Origin of the sequence: Frigoribacterium sp. Leaf172 (genome assembly GCF_001424285.1) — a bacterium.
GTDB lineage: Bacteria > Actinomycetota > Actinomycetes > Actinomycetales > Microbacteriaceae > Frigoribacterium.
The window spans coordinates 1,016,495-1,039,099 of the sequence record NZ_LMPB01000001.1; the positions used below are offsets into that span (position 1 = coordinate 1,016,495).

Sequence of the window (22,605 nt, forward strand, 5' to 3'; positions counted from 1 at the left end):
CCGCTGCGCCCTACGATGACGGCCATGCCCGCCATCGTGCTCGCCGCGCTCCTCTGGGGCACGACCGGCACGGCCGCGACCCTGCTGCCGGGCGATGTGAGCCCCCTGGCGACCGGCGCCGCGACCATGGGCGTCGGCGGTCTGCTGCTGGCGCTGACGGCGCCTCGGGCGACCGTCGCCGTCCTCCGAGGAGGCGCGTCCGCCTGGCGCAGGATCCTCCCGGGGGCGCTCGCCGTCGCCGCGTACCCGCTCGCGTTCTACTCGTCGATGTCGCTCGCCGGGGTCGCGGTCGGCAACGTCGTCGCGCTCGGGACGGCGCCGGTGTTCGCGGCGCTCCTCGAGCGCTTCGTCGTGACGCGGGGGACCGGGCGCCCGCTCGACCGACGCTGGGCCCTGTCGGCCGGGGCAGCCGTGCTCGGCGTCGTGCTGCTCGTCGGCGGGGGCGCGGGGCACGGGGCGGCCGTCGCCGGCCCGCTCGGCACCACGACCGGCGCGGACGCCGACCTGCTCGCCGGGATCGCCCTCGGTCTGCTCGCGGGTCTGGCCTACGCCGTCTACACCGACACCGCCGGCCGCCTCATGCGCGACGGGCATCCGTCGCGGGGCTCGATGGCCGCCCAGTTCGGCGTCGGCGCCCTGCTGCTCCTTCCGGTGCTGCTGCTGACCGGCGCGCCCCTGCTGCAGTCGACGGCGTCGGTCGGGGTCGCCGCCTACCTCGCCCTCGGCCCGATGTTCGTCGCGTACCTCGCCTTCGGCCGGGGACTCCGCACGGTGACGGGCTCGCGGGCCACGACGGTGACGCTGCTCGAGCCCGTCGTCGCGACGCTGCTGGCCGTGCTGGTCGTGGGCGAGCGGCTGTCGCCCCTCGGCTGGCTCGGCGTCGCGCTGGTGCTCGCGGGCGTCGTCGCCGTGGCCGTCGCGCGACCCGGCCGGTCGCGCCTAGAGTCGAGGGCGTGATGCTCAACGACGTGCACGTCCACCGTTCCGACGACCCCCTCGCCCGGGCCGACGAGCTGGCCGCCAAGCTGGCCGCCGTCGCCCTCGACCCCGTGGCCGTCGACGTCGACGTGGTCGACATGATCGTGAACCGGGTGATCGACAACGCCGCCGTGTCCGCCGCCAGCCTCGGGCGGGCCCCCGTCGCGGCCGCCCGGGCCCAGGCCGCCGCCCGTCGGCAGGCTCCCGACGATCCCCGAGGAGGCGCGGGTCGCTCCGGCGCCGCCGGTCGCGGTCGCGAGGGCGCCACCGTCGTGGGCCTCGACCCCGCGATCCGCGTGCAGCCCGAGTGGGCGGCGTGGGCGAACGGCGTGGCCGTCCGCGAGCTCGATTTCCACGACACGTTCCTCGCGGCGGAGTACTCGCACCCCGGCGACAACATCCCGCCCGTGCTCGCCGTCGCGCAGCACGTCGGCGCGACCGGAGAGCAGCTGGTGCGCGGTCTCGCCGCCGGCTACGAGCTGCAGATCGACCTCGTCTCGGCGATCAGCCTGCACGCCCACAAGATCGACCACGTGGCGCACCTCGGGCCGAGCGCGGCGGGCGGCATCGGCGCGCTGCTCGGACTCGACGCCGAGACGACGGCTCAGGCCATCGCGCAGGCGCTGCACACCACGACCGCGACGCGGCAGTCGCGCAAGGGCCTCATCTCGACCTGGAAGGCCTACGCCCCCGCGTTCGCCGGCAAGCAGGCCGTCGAGGCCGTCGACCGGGCTCTGCGCGGTCAGACGAGCCCCAGCCCGATCTACGAGGGCGAGGACGGCGTCATCGCCTGGCTGCTGGACGGCCCCGACGCCCACTACCGGGTGCCGCTGCCCGGCCCCGGCGAGTCGAAGCGCGCCATCCTCGCCAGCTACACGAAAGAGCACAGCGCCGAGTACCAGGCCCAGGCGTGGATCGACCTCGCCCGCCGGCTCGGACGGGAGCACCCCGAGCTCCGCGACCCCGCCGCGATCGGATCGATCGTGCTGCACACGAGTCACCACACGCACGTCGTGATCGGCTCGGGCGCCGGAGACCCGCAGAAGTACGACCCGACGGCCAGCCGCGAGACCCTCGACCACTCGATCCCCTACATCGTGGCCGTCGCCCTCCAGGACGGCGAGTGGCACCACGAGCGCAGCTACGCCCCCGAGCGCGCCGCCCGCCCCGACACCGTCGCGCTCTGGCGCCGCATCACCACGGCTGAGGACCCGGAGTGGACGCGGCGCTACCACTCGATCGATCCGGCCGAGAAGGCGTTCGGCGGTCGCATCGAGGTCGAGTTCGCCGACGGGCGCCGTCTGGTCGACGAGATCTCGGTCGCCGACGCCCACCCGCTCGGCGCCCGCCCCTTCGGTCGAGAGGACTACGTGCGGAAGTTCCGCACCCTGGCCGCCGGCGTGCTGGCCGACGACGAGATCGAGAGGTTCCTCGACACGGCCGCGCGCCTCCCCGACCTCCGGGCCGGCGAGCTGCAGGGGCTGAGCCTCGCCGCGCCTCCCGGGTCGCTCCGAGCGGCCGACGACGCCCTGCCCGACGGGCTGTTCTGATGCTGTACTCGACCCTGACCCCGGCCGAGAAGCGTCGTCGGCTCCGTGCCCGACTGGACGACTCCGACGAGCTGCTGCGCCTGCCGGGGGCGTTCAACCCCCTGAGCGCGCGCCTCATCGAGCAGAAGGGCTTCGAGGGCGTCTACGTCTCGGGCGCCGTCGTCAGCGCCGATCTCGGTCTGCCCGACATCGGCCTGACCACGCTGACCGAGGTCGCGCAGCGGGCCGCTCAGATCGCACGGATGACCGACCTGCCGACCCTCGTGGACGCCGACACGGGATTCGGCGAGCCCATGAACGTCGCCCGCACCGTGCAGACGATGGAGGACGCCGGCGTCGCCGGCCTCCACATCGAGGACCAGGTCAACCCGAAGCGCTGCGGTCACCTCGACGGCAAGGCGGTCGTCGATCTCGACACCGCCCTCAAGCGCATCCGCGCAGCCGCCGACGGTCGACGCGACCCCGATCTGCTGATCATGGCGCGCACCGACGTCCGGGCCGTCGACGGCCTCGGCGCCGCGGTCGACCGGGCCAGGGCGCTCGTCGATGCCGGGGCCGATGCGGTGTTCCCGGAGGCGATGACCGGCCTCGACGAGTTCGAGGCCGTCGCCCGGGCCGTCGACGTGCCCGTGCTCGCCAACATGACCGAGTTCGGCAAGGGCCGCCTCCACACCGCCGACGAGCTGCGCGACGCCGGGGTGCGGATCGTCATCTACCCGGTGACGCTGCTGCGACTCGCGATGGGCGCCGCCTCGCGCGGCCTCGACGAGATCGCGACGGCGGGCACCCAGGAGGCGCTGCTCGGCTCCATGCAGCACCGCAGCGATCTCTACGACCTGATCGACTACCGCGGATACACGGCGTTCGACTCGAGCGTCTTCGACTTCACCGTCGAACGCTGACAGCGGGGCCCGACGCACCCGCGCCGGGCCCGCCGAGACCACAGGATCACGAAGGAGTGACCATGACCGACACCATCACCTCCCCACCGCCCGTCGAGCTGCACAAGGGACTCGCCGGCGTCGTCGTCGATCGCACCGCGGTGTCGAAGGTCGACGCGGCCAGCAACTCGCTGCTCTACCGCGGGTATCCCGTGCAGCAGCTCGCGGCCGAGCGGGACATCGAGGACGTCGCCCATCTGCTGATCCACGGCGAGCTGCCGACGGCCGAGCAGCGGGCCGCGTTCGACGCCGAGCTGCGGGCCGCCCGGCCGCTGGCACCGGGCCTCCTGCACGTCATCGATCTGATCCCGACCTCGGCGCACCCGATGGACGTCGTCCGCACGGCCGTCAGCGCGCTCGGCGCGGCTCAGCCCGAGCCGAGCACCGCGCCCGGCGAATACGACGCCGACGCCACGCGTCGGATCGCGACGCGCCTGTTCGCGGTGCTGCCCGCCGTCATCGCCTACGACCAGCGTCGCCGCCACGACCTGCCGCCGGTCCCGCCGCGCGACGACCTCGGCTACAGCGCGGACTTCCTGCACCAGGTCTTCGGACGCGAGGCCGACCCGCTCGACGTCCGGGCGTTCGACACGTCGATGGTGCTCTACGCCGAGCACTCGTTCAACGCGTCGACGTTCACGGCGCGCGTCATCGCGTCGACCCTGTCCGACCTCCACTCGTCGATCGTCGGCGCGATCGGCGCGCTCAAGGGCCCGCTGCACGGCGGTGCGAACGAGGCCGCCCTCGAGCTCCTGGCCCGAGTCACCGACGCCGGCGGGGCCGAGGGTGCGGGCGAATGGCTCGACGGCGCCTTCGCCCGTCGCGAGAAGATCATGGGCTTCGGGCACCGCGTCTACAAGAACGGCGACAGCCGGGTGCCGACGATGGAGCAGGCGCTCGCCGGTCTCGTCGACCGGGCCCGCGCCTCCGGAGACGCCCGCATCGCGGACCTCGCCGCCACCTACGACGTCCTGGCCGCGGGCGTGCTCGAGAAGAAGGGCCTCAAGCCCAACGTCGACTACCCCTCGGGGCTGGCGTACCACCTGATGGGCTTCGACACCGCCGTGTTCACCCCGCTGTTCGTCGCCTCGCGCGTGCTCGGCTGGAGCGCTCACGTGATCGAGCAGCGCGAGGCGAACTCGCTGATCAGGCCGCTCAGCCACTACGACGGCGCCGAGCTGCGCGACGTGCCGCCCCGCGCGGAGGGTGCGGCCCCGGCCTAGCGTGGGGGCATGACCAACCGCCTCGCCGACGCCGTCAGCCCGTACCTCCGCTCGCATGCCGAGAACCCCGTCGACTGGCGTCCGTGGGGCGCCGAGGCGTTCGCCGAGGCCGCCCGTCGCGACGTGCCCGTGCTCGTCTCGATCGGCTACTCGACGTGCCACTGGTGTCACGTCATGGCGCGCGAGAGCTTCTCGGACCCGGTGCTGGCCGAGGGGCTGAACGCGCGATTCGTCGCCGTCAAGGTCGACCGCGAGGAGCACCCCGACGTCGACTCCAGCTACCTCGCCGCCGCCTCGGCCTTCACCCCGAGTCTCGGGTGGCCCCTGACGGCCTTCGCGACGCCCGAGGGTCGGGTCTTCTACGCGGGCACCTACTACCCGCCGACCCCGGTCGGCGAGCACCCCGCCTTCGGCCAGGTGCTCGACGCCGTGACCGAGGCGTGGCGCGATCGGCGCGCCGAGGTCGAGGCGACCGCCCGAGCGGTCCAGGAGGCGCTGTCCGGTCGAGCCGCGCCTCCTGCGGTCGCCGACGGGGCCGTGTCGCCGATCGTGCCCGAGACGTCGGTCGTGCTGCCGTCGACCGACGACCTGAGGGCGGCGGCCGGCCGACTCGCGCCCTTCGAGGACACCGAGCACGGCGGGCTGGGCGGGGCCCCGAAGTTCCCGACCGCGCCGCTGCAGCTCGCGCTGCTCGGACTCGGCGCCGGCGGCGACGAGACGGCGGCCGGGCTCGCGTCGCGGACGCTGCGGGCCATGGCGGCGTCGCCCCTCCGCGACGCGGTCGAGGGCGGCTTCTTCCGCTACTCGACCCGGCACGACTGGGCCGACCCGCACTACGAGCGCATGCTCTACGACAACGCGCTGCTGCTGACCGCCTACTCGCGGCTGGCCGTGCTGGAGGGCTCCGGTGCGGGTGCCGGTGCCGGTGCTGCGGGTGCGGGTGCCGGTGCCGCCGCGGGTTTCGGTCGTGACGCCGACGCGGTCCCCGCCCGTCGGATCGCCGCGGGGGTCGCGACGTTCCTGCTCGAGCGGCTTCGCACCGCTCGCGGCGCCTTCGGCTCGGCTCAGGACAGCGAGAGCACGATCGACGGGCGCCGCGTCGAGGGCGGCTACTACCTGCTCGACGCCGCCGGCCGATCACGGCACGAGGCGCCCCCTGTCGACGACAAGGTCCTCACCGGGTGGAACGGGCTCGCCATCGCCGCCCTGGCGGAGGCCGGATCGAGACTCGGTCGGCCCGAGTGGATCGACGCGGCACGCGAGGCGGCGGATGTGCTGCTGCGCGAGCACGTGACGGCGGAGGGGCGGTTGCTGCGCGCCTCCACGTCCTCCGGGGTGTCGACCGCCGTGGCGACGCTCGAGGATCACGGCATGCTCGCCGAGGGGCTGCTGCAGCTCGCCCTGGCGTCCGGGACGCCCCGCTACGCCGTCGAGGGGCGGAAACTCGTCGATCGCTGCCTCGACGCCGGCGACCGCAGCCGAGGAGGCGCGGGTCGGGAGGGTGCGGACGACCCCGTCTTCGTCGCCCCCGGCGGCGTCGACCCCGTGCTCGCGGCCCAGGGCACGGCCCTCGTCAGCGACCCGTCGGAGGGCGCCTACCCGTCGGGCACCGCCGCGATCGCGACGGCCTCGGCGACCCTCCACCGGATCACCGGGGAGGCGCGCTACCGGACCGCCGCCGAGCTCGCCCTCGCGCCGACCGCCTCGGCCGCCCTCGGCTCGCCGTCCGCGTACGGCACGACGTTCGGGGTCCTCGCCGACCTCGCGGCGGGCGCGACGCAGGTCGTCGTCGTGGTGCCGGGTGCAGGCGCGGACGGCGGCGCGGGCGCGGGTCCGGCCGACGCCGGCAGGGGAGCCACCGCCACCGCCGACGGCGGTGCTGCTGCCGACGCCGGCACCGAGACGGATGCCGGTGGCGCCGACGCCGAGGTGGGCCTCGCCGACCTGGCGCGGCGTCAGGTGGCACCGGGACTCGTGGTCGTCGTCGTGGACGACGACGAGGCGGGAGCCTTCGCGGAGGCCGGGTTCGAGCTCTTCGAGGGGCGTCGTGCCTTCTCGGCGGGGTCCGATGCCGGCCCGGCGCCGACGGCCTACGTCTGCCGGGACTCGGTCTGTCGTCTGCCGGTCACCGACTCGCGGTCGCTCGTGCGCGAACTGGCGACCGCGGCCGTGGTCGGTGCCACGTCCGTGGCCGGCGCGGTGGACGGGGCCTGAAGCACGACGGGGTGGACGGGACCCCGCAGGATCGTGCGGGACCCGTCCACCCCGTGGTGGGCGAGTGGGCTCTCAGGCCCGGGGCTTGGGCGGGCCGGGCTTGGGGTGACCGGGGATCGAGTCGCCCGAGAGGTTCAGATCGGCGGGATCGACCTCGATGTCTCCGACGTCGTCCGGTCCCCCCTCGCCGGGGAGCGTCTTGACGGCGTCTGCGTCGATGTCGTCGTCGACCGCGGGCGAGTCGGTGGTGTCCGATCGCTGCATCTCCGCCGTCGTCTTCTCGCTGCGCGGGAAGTCGGCCGTCGGGTCGTCGTTCTCCGTCGTGCCGTCGGCCGCGGGGGAGGTGCTGCCGGTCGAGTCGCTGCTCGAGTCGCTCGCCTGGGTGTCGCTGGGCTGGGTGTCCTGCTCGTCATCGTGCATGCGCGGCACCGTACGCCGTGGAGGTGCGCGCGACATGTGCGTCCGGCCGGCCCGGCACGGATCGCCCGCCCGGGGCCGCCCGGAGCCCTCAGGCGGCCAGAGTCCGAAGGGGTGCTTCGGCGTCAGATGACCACTCGTCGAGCGAACCGTCGTACAGGGCGACGTTCCGCTCGCCGATGAGGGTCAGGGCGAAGGCGTCGGCGCTCGCCTCGATGCCGGCGCCGCAGTAGACGACGACGCGGCCGGCACCGGCCACGGGGGCGAACGCGGCTTCGATCGAGCTCTCGGCCCGGAACTGGTGGTCGGGGTCGACCAGCCGCTCGACCGGCACCGACACGCTCGAGGGGATGTGCCCCAGCCGTGGGCGTCGACCGTCGAGCCCCGCGAACTCGGGCGCCGGCGAGGCGCAGACCAGGGCCGCCGACTCGTCGCCGGCCACGACGCGTTCGACGAAGGTCTTGTCGACCCACAGATCGGGTCGCTCGACGGCCTCGAAGAGGGTCGGGTCGGGCTCGACGTGACCGCGCTCGACCGGGCGGCGCTCGTCGCGCCACACGCTCGCTCCGCCGTCGAGCACGGCGACGTCGTCGTACCCGAATGCACGGAACAGCCACCACAGGCGGCACGCCCATTCGCTGCGGGCGTCGTCGTATACGACGACGGTGGTCTCGTTCGAGATGCCGAGCGCGCCGACGGCGTCTTCGAAGCGCGCCCGACCCGGGCGCGTGAAGGGCAGATGGGCGTCCGAGTCGCTGAAGTCGCCGATGAGGTCGGCGAAGACGGCGCCGGGCACGTGCTCGGCCCGGTGCCCTTCGCGACCCGTGGTGAAGCGCCCGGTCGGGGTGCCGTCGACACCCGCGACGGGACGCACGGTGGTGTCGACCACGACCATGTCGTCGGCGCCCAGGTGGTCGGCGAGCCACTGGGTCGAGACGAGAGGGGAGGTCAGCACAGGGGGCATGGGCCCCACCGTAGCCACGACGACCGACATCCGGCGTCAGGCGGGCAACACGGCGTCACGAGCCGCCGCCCCGGCGGGGTCAGCGACCGGTCTTCTTGGCCGAGATCACCCCGGTGTCGAAGCCCATGAGGTTGAGACCGCCGTGGAACCTCGCGTGCTCGACCTTGATGCAGCGATCCATGACCACGGTGAGCCCGTTCTGCTCGGCGTACCTCGCCGCCTCCTCGTTGTAGATGCCGAGCTGCACCCAGATCGTCTTCGCGCCGCTGGCGAGCACGTCGTCGACGACCGAGGGGATGTCGCTCGCCTTGCGGAAGACGTCGACGATGTCGGGTACCTCGGGCAGCGACGCGAGGTCGGGGTAGGCCTTCTGCCCGAGGATCGTCTCGGCGTTCGGGTTCACGAAGTACACGCGCAGGTCGCTCGACTGCTGCAGGTAGGTGCCGACGAAGTAGGAGGAGCGGGTCGGGTTGGGCGACGCGCCCACGATGGCGACGGACTGCGCCCCGCGGAGGATCGCCTGACGCTCCTTCGCACTCGGTCCGACCCAGGTCCGCTGCGACTTCAGGAGCTTCGCGAGCGGCGAGCCCGAGGGGAGCTCGCAGGTGAGCCCGTTGCTCAGCTGCGTGGTGACGGTCTCGGTGATGTCGGTCATGGCGGGGTCACTCGCCCTTCGTCGCGGCGCGGAGCGCCTGGTCGAGGTCGTGCACGATGTCGGCCGGGTCCTCGATGCCGACGCTGATCCGCACCGACCCGGGCAGCACGCCCGCATCGACGAGCTGCTGCTCGCTCAGCTGCGCGTGGGTGGTCGAACCGGGGTGGATGACGAGGGTCTTCGCGTCGCCGATGTTCGCGAGGTGACTCGCCAGCTCGACCGACTCGATGAACGTCCTCCCGGCCGCGCGACCGCCCTTGAGCTCGAACGTGAACACCGAGCCCGGCCCCTCGGGCAGGTACTTCGCCGCCCGGTCGTGGTGAGGGTGGCCGGGCAGCCCGGCCCAGCGGACGCGCTCGATCCGAGGATCGGCGTCGAGCCACTCGGCGACGTGACGGGCGTTCTCGACGTGGGCGCGCATCCGGAAGGGCAGGGTCTCGACGCCCTGGGCGAGCAGCCAGGCCGAGTGAGGTGCCAGCGCGGGGCCGATGTCGCGCAGCTGCTCGGCGCGGAGGCGGGTCAGGAAGGCGTACTCGCCGAAGTTGCCCGACCAGTTGAGCCCGCCGTAGCTCGGGACGGGCTGGTCGAAGAGGGGGAACCGCTCGGAGTCCCAGGCGAAGCGGCCCGACTCGACGACCACACCGCCGAGGGTGGTGCCGTGGCCGCCGAGGAACTTCGTGGCCGAGTGGATGACGACGTCGGCGCCCCACTCGATCGGGCGGTTCAGGTACGGGGTCGCGATGGTCGAGTCGACGATGAGGGGCACGCCGGCTGCGTGGGCGACCTCGGCGAGACCCTCGAGATCGGCGATCTCGCCGGACGGGTTCGCGACGGTCTCGACGAAGACCAGCTTCGTCTTCGGGGTGATGGCCGCGGCGTAGTCGGCCGGGTCGCTCGACTGGACGAACGTCGTCTCGACGCCGAACCGGCGGAGGGTGACGTCGAGCTGGGTGATCGAGCCGCCGTACAGGTTGGCGCTCGCGACGATGTGATCGCCCGCACCGGCGAGCGAGGCGAAGGTGATGAACTGGGCGCTCAGCCCGCTCGACGTCGCGACGGCGCCGAGACCCCCCTCGAGGCTGGCGATGCGCTCTTCGAACGAGGCCGTGGTCGGGTTGGCCAGGCGGCTGTAGATGTTGCCGTACTTCTGCAGCGCGAACCGCGCCGCGGCGTCCTCCGTGTCGTCGAACACGAACGCGCTCGACTGGTAGATGGGGAGGGCCCGCGAGCCCGTCACCGCGTCGGGGATGTTGCCCGCGTGGATAGCCCGCGTGCGGAAGCCGTACTCACGATCTGCCATGCGCCAACGCTAGCCGCTGGTCGTCACGGGGGGACTCGGCAGGTAACCCGACGACACATGACGACCCCCGCCTCCCCTGCTGAGGAGGAGCGGTGTCACTTCCAGCTGGGGATCCAGTAGTGGATGCGGATGAACTCCCAGTCGGCGAGCTGCGCCGTCCACAGCGGGTAGAAGAAGACGGTCACCGCCACGGCGGCCACCACGACGATGGCGGTGACGGCGATCCCGCTCCGCCTGCGATCGAGGTGATCGGTGCGCCGGCCGAGGATGATGCCGAGGGTCGCCGCGAGCCCGAGCACGAGATAGGGCTCGAAGGCGATCGTGTAGAACTGGAAGACCGTCCGATCCGAGAAGGCGAGCCAGGGCAGGTAGCCGGCCGCGATGCCGACGAGGATCGCGCCGTGGCGCCACTCGCGGTGCCGGACCACCCGGTAGAGCAGATAGAGGCACGCCGCGACTGCCGCGTACCAGATCACCGGGTTCGCGACCGAGGTGATCGCCTCGCCGCAGCGGGCCACCTCGCAGCCGCCCTGACCCTCGTCGAAGCCCTGGTAGTACATGCTCGTCGGGCGCAGCATGAGCAGCCACGTGAACGGGTTCGCCTGATACGAGTGCGGCGTCGCGAGACCCACGTTGAACGCGTAGACGCCGGCCTCGTAGTGCCAGAAGTTCTGCACCACGTCGGGGACCCACGCGAGCGCGCCCGTCCAGCGCTGACCGCCCTCCTCGACCCAGTTCCGGTAGTAGCCGCCGCCCGTCACGAACCATCCGGTCCAGGTGACGAGGTAGGCGACGAGCGCCACGGGCACGGTGAGCAGGAAGCTCACCGGCGCCTGCTTCAGCAGGGTGCCCGTCAGCCAGAACTCGACCCCGGCGCGGCGGCGAGCCAGCACGTCGACGACGACCGTGTAGACCGCGAACACGGCCAGGAAGTACAGCCCGTTCCACTTGACGCCCGTGGCGAGGCCGCACAGCAGACCCGCCGTCAGCAGCCACGGCCGCGACCAGAGGGCCGGCCCCCACGCGAGATCGCGCCCCGCGCTCCGCCTCCGCGACACCCAGGCGTCGAGCCGCCGCGCCGTCCACCGACGGTCGAGCAGCACGGCGGCGAAGGCCAGCAGGCCGAAGAGCATGACGAAGTTGTCGAGCAGCGACACCCGGGACATCACGATGGCGTGCCCGTCGATGGCGAGCAGGAACCCCGCGAGCGTGCCGACCAGCGTCGACCGGAGCAGCACCGTGCCGATCACGGCCACGAGGGCGACCGCGAGGATGCCCACGACGGCCGTGCTGAGCCGCCAGCCCGCCGGATCGTCCGGGCCGAGCGCCGCCATGCCGAGGCTGATCAGCCATTTGCCGAGCGGCGGATGAGCCACGAACGACGCCGCCGTCGAGAAGCCGTCGGCGCCTCCTGCGGCGAAGGTGGGGTCGTAGTCGGCCGGCCATGCGGCCTCGTAGCCGAGCTCGTGCAGGGTCCACGCGTCTTTGACGTAGTAGGTCTCGTCGAAGACCAGCGAGCCCGGGTGGCCGAGATGCCACAGGCGCAGCACGGCCGCCAGCAGGGTGACCGCAATCGGTCCGCCGAACGCCCAGGCGCGGCGCCGGCCGGGCGTCGAGAGCAGCCGCCCCCACCAGGCGTCGAGACGGGTCAGCGCGGGCTCGCTCGGGGCGGATCCCTCGGCGACGCTCGCGGATGCCGAGGAGTCGACCCGCGCCTCCTCGGCCGTCCGCCCGTCGTGCGGTGCGGCGGGCGTCCCGTCGTGCGGCTCGGCGGGCGTGCCGTCGACCTCGGCGAGCACGGCGGAGTCGCGCTCGGGCGGGGTCGTCATCGGGCCATCGTAATGAGCGGCGCAGCGGGCGGGGGACAATGGTCGGGTGATCGTGCTCGTCGCCACCCCCATCGGAAACCTCGGCGACGCCTCGCGACGCCTCGTCGAGACGCTCTCGAACGCCGAGGTGGTCGCCGCAGAGGACACCCGCACCGCGATCCATCTCATGCGCGCCCTCGGGGTCGAGAACCGTCCGCGCCTGATCGCGCTGCACGAGCACAACGAACGCGAGAAGGCGGCCGAGATCGTCGAGCTGGCCCGGGTCTCCGACGTGGTGGTGCTCACCGACGCCGGCATGCCCGCGATCAGCGACCCCGGGTTCCCCCTCGTCGAGGCGGCGGCCGCGGCGGGCGTCACGGTCACCGCGATCCCCGGGCCGTCGGCCGTGCTCACCGCGCTCGCCGTGTCGGGCCTGCCCACCGACCGCTTCAGCTTCGAGGGGTTCCTGCCGCGCAAGCAGGGCGACCGGCTGCGCGTGCTCGGCGCGCTCGTCGACGAGCGCCGCACGATGGTCTTCTTCGAGTCGCCGCATCGTCTGGCCGACTCGCTGGCCGATCTCGTGACCGCCCTGGGCGGCGATCGCCGTGCCGTCGTCTGCCGCGAGCTGACGAAGATGCACGAGGAGGTGCGGCGCGGCACCGCGACCGAGCTCGCGTCGTGGGCGGCCGAGGGCGTGCGCGGCGAGATCTGCCTCGTCGTCGAGGGTGCGCCGGAGCGCGTCGTCGATCTCGCGGCCGGGCTGGCGCAGGTGCAGTCGCTCGTGGCCGACGGGGTCCGCCTGAAGGAGGCGACCACCGACGTGGCCGCGGCCACCGGTCTGTCACGGCGCGACCTGTACCAGGCGGCCCTCGCGGCCCGCCCGCCGCGACCCTAGCGCCCTCCTGCGCGGCATACTCGCCGTCATGCGATCCGCGGCGGGCGGGCGGACGATCGGACGGACGGACCGGACCCGACCCGGGCCCCGGGGTGCAAGCTCGAAGGACGACGCGTCTGCACGGGGCGCGCTCGGCAGAGTGAGGAGCACGGCATGAAAGCGGTCCGGTTCGAGAAGTACGGCGACATCGACGAGCTGCGGGTCGAGCAGATCGCGAAGCCGCAGGCGGGCCCGGGGCAGGTCGTCGTCGCCGTCAAGGCCGCGGGGCTGAACCCCGGCGAGGCCGCCATCCGCGCCGGTCTGCTGCACGACGCGTTCCCCGCGTCGTTCCCGTCGGGCCAGGGCACGGACTTCGCCGGCATCGTCGACGAGGTCGGAGACGGCGTCGACGGCTGGTCGCGCGACGACGAGGTGGTCGGCTGGGCCACGAGGTCGTCGCACGCCGAGTTCGTCGTCGTGCCGGCCGACCAGCTCGTTCGGAAGCCCAGCAACATCGCGTGGGAGGTCGCCGGCAGCATCAGCGTGACCGGGCCCACCGCGTTCGCCGCCCTCCGCGCCGTGCAGGCGACCGAGGGCGACACCCTCGTCGTCTCCGCCGCCGCCGGGGGAGTCGGGGTGCTGGTGTCGCAGCTGGCGGTGCTCGGGGGACTCACCGTGATCGGCACCGCGAGCGAGCAGAACCACGACTTCCTCCGCAGTCTCGGCGTCATCCCGGTCGAGTACGGCGAGGGCGTCGTGGGCCGCATCCGCGACGTCGCGACCACCGGCGTCGACGCCTTCATCGACTGCTACGGGCACGGCAACGTCGAGTACGGGCTCGAGCTCGGGGTGGCGCCGCACCGCATCAACACGATCACCGACTTCGACGCCGTCGAGCGGCACGGCGTCAAGGCCGAGGGCAGCGCGCAGGCCACGACCCAGGCGGTGCTGACCGAGCTGCTCGGGCTGATCGCCGAGGCGAAGATCACGGTGCCGATCGACGGCGTCTTCCCTCTCGACGAGGTGAGGGACGCCTACCGCGACCTCGAGGACGGCCACGCCCGGGGCAAGTACGTGCTGGGCCTCGACGTCGTCGCCTACCCGGGCGAGAACGAGGGCGAGCGCGCCGGGACCGACGAGGGGTCCGAGCAGGCGACCTGAGCGACCGGTCGAGCCGCGCCCGGCGTCGCCGTCGCGACCCGCGCCTCCTGGGCTCCCGGCGGTCGGAGCCGAAGAGGCGCGGGTCGCGTCGTCGTGTCGGTGGCCGCACCTAAGATGGTCCCCATGCCCGCCGGCGACTCCTTCTTCATCGCAACGCCCATCTTCTACGTCAACGACGTGCCGCACATCGGTCACGCCTACACCGAGGTCGCAGCCGACGTGCTCGCCCGGTGGCACCGGCAGCGGGGCGACGACGCCTGGCTGCTGACCGGCACGGACGAGCACGGTCAGAAGATCCTCCGCACGGCCACGAGCAACGGCGTGACCCCGCAGGAGTGGGCCGACAAGCTCGTCACCGAATCCTGGAAGCCCCTGCTGCAGACGGTCGACATCCGCAACGACGACTTCATCCGCACGACCGACGAGCGGCACGAGAAGGGCGTCCAGACGTTCCTCCAGAAGCTCTACGACGACGGCTTCATCTACCAGGGCGAGTTCGAGGGGTTCTACTGCGTCGGCTGCGAGGAGTACAAGCAGCCGGGCGATCTCGTCGAGGGCACCGGTCCGTTCGAGGGTCAGCAGGTCTGCGCCATCCACTCGAAGCCCGTCGAGCTCCTGCAAGAGAGCAACTACTTCTTCCGCATGAGCGACTTCGAGCAGCGCCTGCTCGACCTGTACGAGCAGCAGCCCGACTTCGTCCAGCCCGACACGGTGCGCAACGAGATCGTCCAGTTCGTCAAGCAGGGTCTCCGTGATCTGTCGATCTCGCGGCAGAGCTTCGACTGGGGCGTCAAGGTCCCATGGGACGAGAAGCACGTCGTCTACGTCTGGTTCGACGCCCTCCTGAACTACATCACCGCCATCGGCTACGGCGTCGACGACGACGAGTTCCGCCGCCGCTGGCCCGCCGTGCAGCTGGTCGGAAAGGACATCGCGCGCTTCCACGCCGTCATCTGGCCCGCCATGCTCATGGCCGCGGGTCTGCCCGTGCCGAAGAACGTCTTCGGTCACGGCTGGCTGCTGGTCGGCGGCGAGAAGATGTCGAAGTCGAAGCTGACCGGCATCGCGCCGCAGCAGATCACCGACGTCTTCGGCTCGGACGCCTTCCGGTACTACTTCATGCGCGCCATCACCTTCGGTCAGGACGGCAACTTCAGCTGGGAGGACATTTCGGCGCGGTACCAGGCCGAGCTCGCCAACGGCTTCGGCAACCTCGCCTCGCGGGTCGTCGCCATGATCACCCGGTACTTCGACGGCACCGTCCCGGTCGCCGGCGAGCTGACCGACGCCGACCTCGCCGTGCGCGAGACCGAGGTGCGGGTCACCGCCGAGGCCGATGCCGCCATCGACCGCTTCGCGATCAACGAGGCGCTCTCGTCCGTGTGGGAGCTCGTCGACACCCTCAACGGCTACATCACCGAGCAGGAGCCCTGGGCGCTCGCGAAAGACGACTCGAAGCGCGAGCGTCTCGCGACGGTCCTGGCGACCTCGCTGCGCGGTCTCGGCACGCTCACCGTGCTCCTCTCTCCGTTCATCCCGACCGCCACGACCACCCTCTGGCAGAGCATCGGCCAGGGCGAGCTGACCAGTCAGCCCGTCGACCGCGCCCCCGAGTGGTCGAGCGCCCCGACGGTCGCCCCGCTGGCCGCCGGTCTCTTCCCGCGGATCGAGCAGCCGGAGCCCGCGGCGTGAGCGAGCACGAGGCCCGGTCGGGGGCCGACCCGACGGGCGAGGCGACGCCGACCCACGTCCGGCACCGCACCTCCAGCGAATCCGGCGGCAAGAAGCGCGACCTCAGCTACCCGGCCCCGCCGAATCCGCTCGTCGTCCCGGTCTACGACAACCACACGCACCTCGAGATCGCCGACGGCGAGGGCGAGCCCGGCACCGACGGCGGCCCGCTCGACTACCGGGAGCACCTCGACCGCGCGTCCGCCGTGGGCATCCGCGGCGTCGTGCAGGTCGGCACCGACGTCGAGACCTCGCGGTGGTCGGCCGAGATCGCGGCGCGAGAGCCCCGCGTGCTCGCCGCCGTGGCGCTGCACCCCAACGAGGCCCCCCGGCTGGCCGACGAGGGGCGGCTCGACGCCGCCCTCGCCGTGATCGACGAGCTCGCCGCGCGACCGCGCGTGCGGGCGATCGGCGAGACCGGTCTCGACTTCTTCCGCACCGGCCCCGAAGGGCGCGCCGCGCAGATCGAGTCGTTCGCAGCGCACATCGAGATCGCCAAGCGACACGGTCTCGCCCTGCAGATCCACGATCGCGACGCCCACGACGACGTCGTCGACCTGCTGCTCGAGGTGGGCGCACCCGAGCGCACGGTGTTCCACTGCTTCAGCGGCGGGCCCGAGCTGGCGGGCATCCTCGCCGAGAACGGCTGGTACGCGTCGTTCTCCGGCACGGTGACCTTCTCGAACGCCCAGCCGCTCCGCGACGCCCTCGTGCAGCTGCCGCGCCATCTGCTCCTCGTCGAGACGGACGCGCCGTATCTCACCCCCGTGCCGTACCGCGGTCGCCCCAACGCGCCCTACCTCGTGCCGTTCACCCTCCGGTCGATGGCCGAGACGATCGGCACCGACGTCTCGATGCTCGCGGCGCAGATCTCGTCGAACACCGAGCTGGTCTACGGCGGCTGGGACGACGAACCCGTCACGGTCGACGCCTGATGGCCCGAGCGACCCTCCTGGGCCCCGCCGAGATCCGCGATCTCGCCGAGATGCTCGGCATCCAGCCGACCAAGAAGCTCGGGCAGAACTTCGTGCACGACGCCAACACGGTGCGCCGCATCGTCACCGCGTCGGGCGTCTCGGCCGGGACGTCGGTGGTCGAGATCGGTCCGGGGCTCGGCTCGCTCACCCTCGGTCTGCTCGAGGCGGGCTGCTCGGTCGTCGCCGTCGAGATCGACAAGCGCCTCGCCGAGCAGCTGCCGCAGACGGTCGCGCTGCTGCAGCCGGCCGCCGAGCTCACGGTCGTCGTCGACGACGCGATGCGGGTCACGTCGCTGCCGGTCGAGCCGACTCATCTCGTCGCCAACCTGCCGTACAACATCAGCGTGCCGGTGCTGCTCCACTTCCTCGAGCACTTCGACAGCCTGCAGCACGGTCTCGTCATGGTGCAGTCCGAGGTGGGTCTCCGGCTCGCGGCCGAGCCCGGCTCGAAGATCTACGGATCGCCCAGCATCAAGGCCGCCTGGTACGGCGAGTTCCGCGCAGCCGGGCAGGTCAGCCGCCAGGTGTTCTGGCCGGTGCCGAACGTCGACAGCATCCTCGTGGCGTTCGACCGGCGTGCGCCCCGGGGCACCGAGACCGAGCGTCTCGCCGTGTTCGCCCTCGTCGACGCGGCGTTCCAGCAGCGCCGCAAGATGATGCGGCAGTCGCTGTCGTCCCTCTACGGCTCGTCCGCCGCGGCGACCGAGGCCCTCGAACGCGCCGGCATCGCGCCGACCGTCCGCGGGGAGCAGCTGACCGTCGACGACTTCCTGGCCATCGCCCGGGCGAGCGACCTCGACGCGCTGTCCGGGTCGCGGGTGTCCGACGCCGACTGAGCGCATGCCGCGTCGAACGGATCCTCCCGCCCGCTCGGTGAGCGACGCGAGACTCGGCTCGGGCACGGGGCGGAGCGCCGCCGACTGGTTCGCTCTCCTCGACGGGGCGCGGGCGACGCGACTCTCCCACGAGCGGATCGCGCACCTCCTGATGGTCGATCACGAGGTCGCCCCCTGGTGGGCGCAGGTCATCACCGTGCGATACGAGCAGGCCAGGGGGCTGCCGTCGCCCGGCCTGCAACCCGACGGGTCGTACGCGGTGACCCTCGGGCGCAGTCTCCGCGGCGAGCCCGCCGAGCTGCTGGAGCTGCTCGTGTCGCGCCTGGCCGAGTACACGGGAGGTGCGGCACCGGTCACGAGTCGGCCGGGCGGTCGTCCGACGGCCGAGTGGACGCTGTCGAACGGCGACGTGCTGACGATCACGGTCACGCCCTCGACCGGGGGCAAGTGCGCCGTCGCGCTCACGCAGGGGCGACTCCGTCTTCCCGAGCGCGTGCAACCCGTCCGCGAGGCGCTCACCGCGGCCCTCGACGTCATGGTCGATCGCCAGAACTGACTAGGTTGGTGTCATGACGACCGAGGCCGCCCCGACCGTGGTCCACACGCGGGCCCCCGGCAAGATCAACGTGTTCCTCGCCGTCGGCGATCTGCAGGACGACGGCTACCACGAGCTCGCCACGGCGTACCAGGCCGTGTCGCTCTACGAGGACGTCCGGGCGCGCCGGTCCGACGACTTCTCGGTGCAGGTCGCCGGCGGTCCGGCGGTCGACGTCAGCGGTGTGCCGACCGACGGGAGCAACCTCGCCATCCGGGCTGCGCGCCTCCTCGCCTCCACCACCGGCTATCGCGGCGGCGTCGCCCTGCGCATCGACAAGAACGTCCCCGTCGCCGGCGGCATGGGCGGCGGCTCCGCCGACGCGGCGGCCACCCTCCTCGCCTGCGACACGCTGTGGGGCACCGGTCTCGGCCGGGACGACCTGCTCCACCTCGCCGCCGAGCTCGGTGCGGACGTCCCCTTCGCCTTCGCCGGCGGCACGGCCATCGGCACGGGTCGCGGCGACGAGCTCAGCCCTGCCCTCGCCAAGGGCACGTTCCAGTGGGTGCTCGCCCTCGCCGACTTCGGACTCTCGACGCCCACCGTGTACCGCGAGCTCGACGAGCACCGCCGGCGCCACTCGAGCGACATCTCGCCCGTCCGTCGACCGGTCGTCGACGCCGGTGTGCTCCAGGCCCTCCGCGCGGGTGATGCCGGGATGCTCGCCGACTCGATGCACAACGACCTGCAGGCCCCCGCGCTGCACCTCGAGCCGGGGCTCGCCGCGGTGCTCGAGCTCGGCGAGGGCAACGGCGCGCTGGCGGGCCTCGTCTCGGGCTCGGGTCCGACCGTCGCGTTCCTGGCGCCCGACCTCGACGGCGCCCTCGAGCTGCAGCTCGCGCTCGGCTCGGCGAAGCTGTCGGTCGTGCGCGCGACCGGTCCGGTGCACGGCGCCCGCGTCGTCTCCGACTGAGCGGCGACCGACCAGCAGGCCGCGGTCGGCCGGTCGTGGTCAGCGCTCGTAGCGCAGGACGTTCGTCCGGGTCAGGTTCCACTCGCGGTCGAGTCGGAAGCCCTTCGAGGCGAGCTGCTCGGTCACCCGGGGGCGCCAGTCCTGCCGGTCGCTCGTGATGAGCCAGACGACGTCGAGGTCGTCCGTGCGGTCGAGCACGTCGCCGAGGGGGCGCTGGACCTCCCAGAGGCCGTCGGTCTCGGCGCCCGGGGTCTCGAGCGTGAAGTCGGACATGCCCTCGAACGCGTCCGGGTAGGTGTCCTGGATGATCCGCGAGGTCGCCTTCGGGTGACGTCGCACGGGGCCGAAGACGAGCCCCTCCTCGAGGTCGGCGGGCTCGTCCGCGCGTTCGCGTGCCACGAGGGCGGCGACCTGGTTCCAGGCCGAGCGGTCCTTCGCCTCGGGCTGGCGCTGATCGACGTAGGTGGGCGAGGTCAGCCCGACGGCGACGAGCAGCACGAGGGCGATGACGCGCCGCCACGGGATCGCGGCGACGGCGACCGCCATCGTCATCGCGATCGCGGGCGTGCCGAAGGTCAGATAGCGAGGCGAGTACAGCGGGCTGCCGACGAGCGACACGATGATCAGCCCTGCGGTCGGCACGACCATCCACGGCAGCACGACCTCGGCGAAGCCGCGCGCGGCGGGCACCAGACGCAGCGACAGCACCACGATGCTCGCCCCGGCGCAGAGCAGACCGAAGATCGCGAAGCTCTCGTTCTGGTAGAACCACTGCGTCACGAGCACCGAGCGCAGCGTCCCGAACGTGGGGCGTTCGATCCAGCTGATCTGGCCGTTCTGCGACGCGATGAACCAGGCCAGCGGCAGGCTGGCGAGTCCGGCGACGGCGGCTCCGACGAACCAGCCGGCGAGCGCCCGACGTGACGAGCGGACCGTCAGCCTGGCGCCTCCTTCCGGGTCGTGCACGACCGCGACCGCACCCGTGCGCGCCCACTCGTCGACCCGGTCCCGCTGGAGGCGCTGGTCGTGCCGGTCGCGCAGCACCCGCACCAGCATGGTCACCGCGTGCCCCACGACGAGCAGCGCCAGGTACAGGAAGAACGCGGCCGACACGACCGCCAGCACCGCGTAGGCGACCCACCAGCCGACGACGGAGCGATGCGTCCGCGCCGCACCCGACTCGGCCGTGCGACGCGCGGCGACGACGAGCACGAGGGTGAGCGCGACCGCGAGCATGGCCGACAGGGCGTACGAGCGGCCTTCGCCGCCCATCCAGGTGACGCGGGGCAGGAGGCAGAACAGCAGGCCGGCGACCACCGACGTGCGTCGGTCGACGAGGATGCGCGTCAGAGCCACGGTCAGCCCCGCGGCGACGCCCGTCGCGATCGCGCTCGGCACCCGGAGCGACACGGGGGAGTACGGGAACACGTCGAACCACAGGTGCATGAACGCGTAGTACGCCGCGTGGACCAGGTCGACGGTCTGGATCATCGCCCAGAGCTGCCCCCACGAGCGGGTGGCCGACACGACGGTGGCGGCCTCGTCGTACCAGACCGACGGAACCCAGAGGAAGGCCCCCGACACGAGCGCGCCGAGAAGACCGATGAGGACGGCGTCGGCGTGCCGTCGGCCGAGCAGACCTCGCGAGGAGGGCGCCCGACCCGCGGTTACAGTGGACGGCGCGTGGTCCGCACGCGTTGTCTGGAGGTCTGCCATGTCGTCTCTGCCCCCTCTCGTCTCGGTGCCGGATTCGTCGACCGGTGCGGATGCCTCGGACTCGCTCGAGGTGTCGGCCCGCTACTCGCGGAGCGTCCGACTGCCGGGGTTCGGCCTCGATGCGCAGAGCCGACTGCTGGCCGCGCGGGTGCTCGTGGTGGGAGCCGGGGGACTCGGCGCACCGGTGATCGAGTATCTCGCAGCATCCGGTGTCGGGACGCTGGGGATCGTCGACGACGACGTCGTCGACCTGTCGAATCTACAGCGTCAGGTCCTGTTCCGCCCCGACCAGGTGGGGGTGCCGAAGGCCCGTGCGGCGGCGGAATGGGTCCGAGCGTCGGCGCCGGACGTCCGCGTCGTCGTCCATCCTGTGCGACTCACGGCCGAGAACTCGGCGCTGCTCGACGACTACGACCTCATCGTCGACGGCAGCGACTCGTTCGACACCTGCTACGTCGTGGCCGACGAGGCCGCCGCCCGGGGGCTCCCCGTCGTCTGGGGCAGCGTCAACCGGTTCGACGGGCAGCTCAGCGTGTTCTGGGACGATGCGCCCGACGGCCGGTCGGTCGACTACCGCGACCTGCACCCGGCCCCTCCCGCCGCGGGCTGGGACGAGTCGTGCGCCGACGTCGGGGTGCTCGGACCGCTGTGCGGCACGGTCGGCACGGCCATGGCGACCGAGGTCGTCAAGCTCCTCGCCGGCATCGGCGAGCCGCTTCTGGGGCGCGTGGTCACCGTCGACGCGCTCGAGGCGACCTGGCGTGAGAGCCGGGTCGCCCGGGCGCCGCATCGAGCCGGGGAGCGGGCCGCCGCGAACGCCCTGCGCCGCGCCTCCACCGCCCCCGCCGCCCCCGCCGCCGCCGCGGTCGGTAACTCAGGCGCAGAGCCCTCGTACCGGGGCTCGGCCCGACTGGACGTCGGATCGCCTGAGTTGTCGACGGGTGGGCGTGCGTCGGTGAGGCCCGGCGCCGCGGTCGGTAACTCAGGCGCAGAGCCCTCGCACCGGGGCTCGGCCCGACCTGATGTCGGATCGCCTGAGTTGTCGACGGGTGGGCGTGCGTCGGTGGGGCCCGGCGCCGCGGTCGGGGACTCAGGCGCAGAGCCCTCGCACCGGGGCTCGGCCCGACCCGACGTCGGATCGCCTGAGTTGTCGACGATGCTGGAGGCGCGCGGGGCCGGCGGTCGGGGATTCACGCTGCTCGACGTCCGCGAGCTCGACGAGCACGTCTTCGCGCACATCACCGGCGACGTCCTCGCGGCGGGTTTCGGCACGCGCACGCGTCAACGACCCGAGCTGGACCCGGCGCTGCCCGTCGTCGTGTACTGCGCCCGTGGGCCCCGGGCACGCGCTGCCGCCGAGCTGCTCATCAGGGACGGGTTCGACGTAGCGGTGCTGCACGGCGGCATGATCGGATGGCAGCTGGCGCAGGGCACCGCCGGCCACCGGGTCGCCGGCGGCTGAGTCCGCACCGCGACGCCGCGATAGCCTCAGGCCAAGGGCGACACCGCGGCAGCCCCTGGTCGAGGGCGCGCCGTGTCAGCGCCGGCGAAGAGCGACGCCCTGTCGGCCTCGGGCGAGGGGCCGCGCCGTGTCGGCCAGCGGCGAACCGCAGCGCCGGGTCAGAGCCCCCGGGGTGAGGGGCGGCGCCGCGTCGGCGAGCGGCGAACCGCAGCGCCGGGTCAGAGCGCCGGGGCGAGTGGCCGCGCCGTGTCGGCGAGCGCCGAACCGCAGCGACGGGTCAGAGCCCCCGG

At 72.8% G+C, this 22,605-nt stretch carries 19 protein-coding genes; 13 read left to right on the forward strand and 6 right to left on the reverse strand.

The genetic code is table 11. From position 1 onward, the window contains the following. Positions 1–24 precede the first annotated feature (24 nt). The 5 genes from ASF89_RS04910 to ASF89_RS04930 all read left to right on the forward strand — a co-directional run bounded on the left by ASF89_RS04910 (position 25) and on the right by ASF89_RS04930 (position 6,906). The gene (locus ASF89_RS04910; protein WP_200937097.1) at positions 25–957 is read left to right on the forward strand and encodes a DMT family transporter; all 933 of its coding nucleotides are present in this window, start codon (positions 25–27) and stop codon (positions 955–957) included. Beyond that, entirely contained in the window at positions 957–2,528 is a 1,572-nt protein-coding gene (locus ASF89_RS04915; protein WP_055812490.1) for an MmgE/PrpD family protein, read from the forward strand. The genes ASF89_RS04910 and ASF89_RS04915 overlap by 1 nt, the downstream gene beginning before the upstream one ends. Then, on the forward strand, positions 2,528–3,430 hold the full coding sequence (gene prpB / locus ASF89_RS04920) for a methylisocitrate lyase (RefSeq protein WP_055812493.1): 903 nt from the start codon (positions 2,528–2,530) through the stop codon (positions 3,428–3,430). Before ASF89_RS04915 ends, prpB begins: the two co-directional genes overlap by 1 nt. A gap of 62 nt (positions 3,431–3,492) precedes the next feature. After that, entirely contained in the window at positions 3,493–4,692 is a 1,200-nt protein-coding gene (locus ASF89_RS04925) for a bifunctional 2-methylcitrate synthase/citrate synthase (RefSeq protein WP_055795471.1), read from the forward strand. Between the two features lie 9 nt (positions 4,693–4,701). Beyond that, positions 4,702–6,906 carry a thioredoxin domain-containing protein gene (locus tag ASF89_RS04930; RefSeq protein ID WP_055812497.1) on the forward strand — a complete coding sequence of 735 codons (2,205 nt, stop codon included), beginning with the start codon at positions 4,702–4,704 and terminating at the stop codon, positions 6,904–6,906. Positions 6,907–6,978: 72 nt separating this feature from the next. Here ASF89_RS04930 and ASF89_RS04935 read toward each other — a convergent pair whose 3' ends face one another. The 5 genes from ASF89_RS04935 to ASF89_RS04955 form a co-directional block, all read right to left on the reverse strand. Continuing rightward, positions 6,979–7,326, reverse strand: a complete 348-nt coding sequence (locus tag ASF89_RS04935) for a hypothetical protein (RefSeq protein WP_055794270.1) — start codon at positions 7,324–7,326, stop codon at positions 6,979–6,981. A gap of 88 nt (positions 7,327–7,414) precedes the next feature. Continuing rightward, on the reverse strand, positions 7,415–8,287 hold the full coding sequence (locus ASF89_RS04940; protein ID WP_162240685.1) for a sulfurtransferase: 873 nt from the start codon (positions 8,285–8,287) through the stop codon (positions 7,415–7,417). Positions 8,288–8,366: 79 nt separating this feature from the next. Then, complete coding sequence (locus tag ASF89_RS04945) at positions 8,367–8,942, reverse strand: CoA-binding protein (RefSeq protein WP_055794274.1); 576 nt, start codon at positions 8,940–8,942, stop codon at positions 8,367–8,369. 7 nt (positions 8,943–8,949) lie between these two features. Then, a complete protein-coding gene (locus ASF89_RS04950) occupies positions 8,950–10,242 on the reverse strand; it encodes an O-acetylhomoserine aminocarboxypropyltransferase/cysteine synthase family protein (protein ID WP_055794276.1) in 1,293 nt (430 codons plus the stop codon). Positions 10,243–10,337: 95 nt separating this feature from the next. Continuing rightward, complete coding sequence (locus tag ASF89_RS04955) at positions 10,338–12,071, reverse strand: dolichyl-phosphate-mannose--protein mannosyltransferase (protein ID WP_082489784.1); 1,734 nt, start codon at positions 12,069–12,071, stop codon at positions 10,338–10,340. Between the two features lie 46 nt (positions 12,072–12,117). On the opposite strand from ASF89_RS04955, the gene rsmI reads away from it, so the two are divergent. The 7 genes from rsmI (at position 12,118) to ASF89_RS04990 (ending at position 19,137) form a co-directional block, all read left to right on the forward strand. Beyond that, positions 12,118–12,945, forward strand: coding sequence for a 16S rRNA (cytidine(1402)-2'-O)-methyltransferase (gene rsmI / locus ASF89_RS04960; protein WP_055812503.1), 828 nt, complete (start codon positions 12,118–12,120; stop codon positions 12,943–12,945). A 153-nt stretch (positions 12,946–13,098) separates the two neighbouring features. After that, positions 13,099–14,085: an NADP-dependent oxidoreductase gene (locus ASF89_RS04965; protein WP_082489785.1), complete on the forward strand. Its 987-nt coding sequence runs from the start codon at positions 13,099–13,101 to the stop codon at positions 14,083–14,085. A 123-nt stretch (positions 14,086–14,208) separates the two neighbouring features. After that, positions 14,209–15,777, forward strand: a complete 1,569-nt coding sequence (gene metG, locus ASF89_RS04970; protein WP_055794282.1) for a methionine--tRNA ligase — start codon at positions 14,209–14,211, stop codon at positions 15,775–15,777. Further along, positions 15,774–16,751 carry a TatD family hydrolase gene (locus ASF89_RS04975; RefSeq protein WP_055794284.1) on the forward strand — a complete coding sequence of 326 codons (978 nt, stop codon included), beginning with the start codon at positions 15,774–15,776 and terminating at the stop codon, positions 16,749–16,751. Before metG ends, ASF89_RS04975 begins: the two co-directional genes overlap by 4 nt. Beyond that, complete coding sequence (rsmA, locus tag ASF89_RS04980) at positions 16,751–17,629, forward strand: 16S rRNA (adenine(1518)-N(6)/adenine(1519)-N(6))-dimethyltransferase RsmA (protein ID WP_055812505.1); 879 nt, start codon at positions 16,751–16,753, stop codon at positions 17,627–17,629. The genes ASF89_RS04975 and rsmA overlap by 1 nt, the downstream gene beginning before the upstream one ends. 37 nt (positions 17,630–17,666) lie before the next feature. After that, entirely contained in the window at positions 17,667–18,185 is a 519-nt protein-coding gene (locus ASF89_RS04985) for a hypothetical protein (RefSeq protein WP_055812508.1), read from the forward strand. Positions 18,186–18,198: 13 nt separating this feature from the next. Beyond that, complete coding sequence (locus ASF89_RS04990; protein ID WP_055794290.1) at positions 18,199–19,137, forward strand: 4-(cytidine 5'-diphospho)-2-C-methyl-D-erythritol kinase; 939 nt, start codon at positions 18,199–18,201, stop codon at positions 19,135–19,137. A gap of 39 nt (positions 19,138–19,176) precedes the next feature. On the opposite strand, the gene ASF89_RS04995 is transcribed toward ASF89_RS04990, so the two are convergent. Then, complete coding sequence (locus ASF89_RS04995) at positions 19,177–20,853, reverse strand: hypothetical protein (protein ID WP_055812510.1); 1,677 nt, start codon at positions 20,851–20,853, stop codon at positions 19,177–19,179. On the opposite strand from ASF89_RS04995, the gene ASF89_RS15840 reads away from it, so the two are divergent. Next, a complete protein-coding gene (locus ASF89_RS15840) occupies positions 20,852–22,315 on the forward strand; it encodes a ThiF family adenylyltransferase (RefSeq protein ID WP_055812513.1) in 1,464 nt (487 codons plus the stop codon). The two genes, ASF89_RS04995 and ASF89_RS15840, sit on opposite strands and share 2 nt — an antisense overlap. The last annotated feature ends 290 nt before the right edge of the window (positions 22,316–22,605 follow it).

Bases quoted from the DNA above. Each gene is read 5' to 3' on its own strand.
- ASF89_RS04995 (WP_055812510.1), bottom strand. From the start codon at position 20,853: ATGGCAGACCTCCAGACAACGCGTGCGGACCACGCGCCGTCCACTGTA.
- ASF89_RS04935 (WP_055794270.1), bottom strand. From the start codon at position 7,326: ATGCACGATGACGAGCAGGACACCCAGCCCAGCGACACCCAGGCGAGC.
- ASF89_RS04925 (WP_055795471.1), top strand. From the start codon at position 3,493: ATGACCGACACCATCACCTCCCCACCGCCCGTCGAGCTGCACAAGGGA.
- metG (WP_055794282.1), top strand. From the start codon at position 14,209: ATGCCCGCCGGCGACTCCTTCTTCATCGCAACGCCCATCTTCTACGTC.
- ASF89_RS04910 (WP_200937097.1), top strand. From the start codon at position 25: ATGCCCGCCATCGTGCTCGCCGCGCTCCTCTGGGGCACGACCGGCACG.
- ASF89_RS04940 (WP_162240685.1), bottom strand. From the start codon at position 8,287: ATGCCCCCTGTGCTGACCTCCCCTCTCGTCTCGACCCAGTGGCTCGCC.
- ASF89_RS04950 (WP_055794276.1), bottom strand. From the start codon at position 10,242: ATGGCAGATCGTGAGTACGGCTTCCGCACGCGGGCTATCCACGCGGGC.
- ASF89_RS15840 (WP_055812513.1), top strand. From the start codon at position 20,852: ATGTCGTCTCTGCCCCCTCTCGTCTCGGTGCCGGATTCGTCGACCGGT.
- ASF89_RS04965 (WP_082489785.1), top strand. From the start codon at position 13,099: ATGAAAGCGGTCCGGTTCGAGAAGTACGGCGACATCGACGAGCTGCGG.
- ASF89_RS04990 (WP_055794290.1), top strand. From the start codon at position 18,199: ATGACGACCGAGGCCGCCCCGACCGTGGTCCACACGCGGGCCCCCGGC.
- ASF89_RS04945 (WP_055794274.1), bottom strand. From the start codon at position 8,942: ATGACCGACATCACCGAGACCGTCACCACGCAGCTGAGCAACGGGCTC.
- rsmA (WP_055812505.1), top strand. From the start codon at position 16,751: ATGGCCCGAGCGACCCTCCTGGGCCCCGCCGAGATCCGCGATCTCGCC.
- ASF89_RS04915 (WP_055812490.1), top strand. From the start codon at position 957: ATGCTCAACGACGTGCACGTCCACCGTTCCGACGACCCCCTCGCCCGG.
- prpB (WP_055812493.1), top strand. From the start codon at position 2,528: ATGCTGTACTCGACCCTGACCCCGGCCGAGAAGCGTCGTCGGCTCCGT.
- ASF89_RS04930 (WP_055812497.1), top strand. From the start codon at position 4,702: ATGACCAACCGCCTCGCCGACGCCGTCAGCCCGTACCTCCGCTCGCAT.
- ASF89_RS04955 (WP_082489784.1), bottom strand. From the start codon at position 12,071: ATGACGACCCCGCCCGAGCGCGACTCCGCCGTGCTCGCCGAGGTCGAC.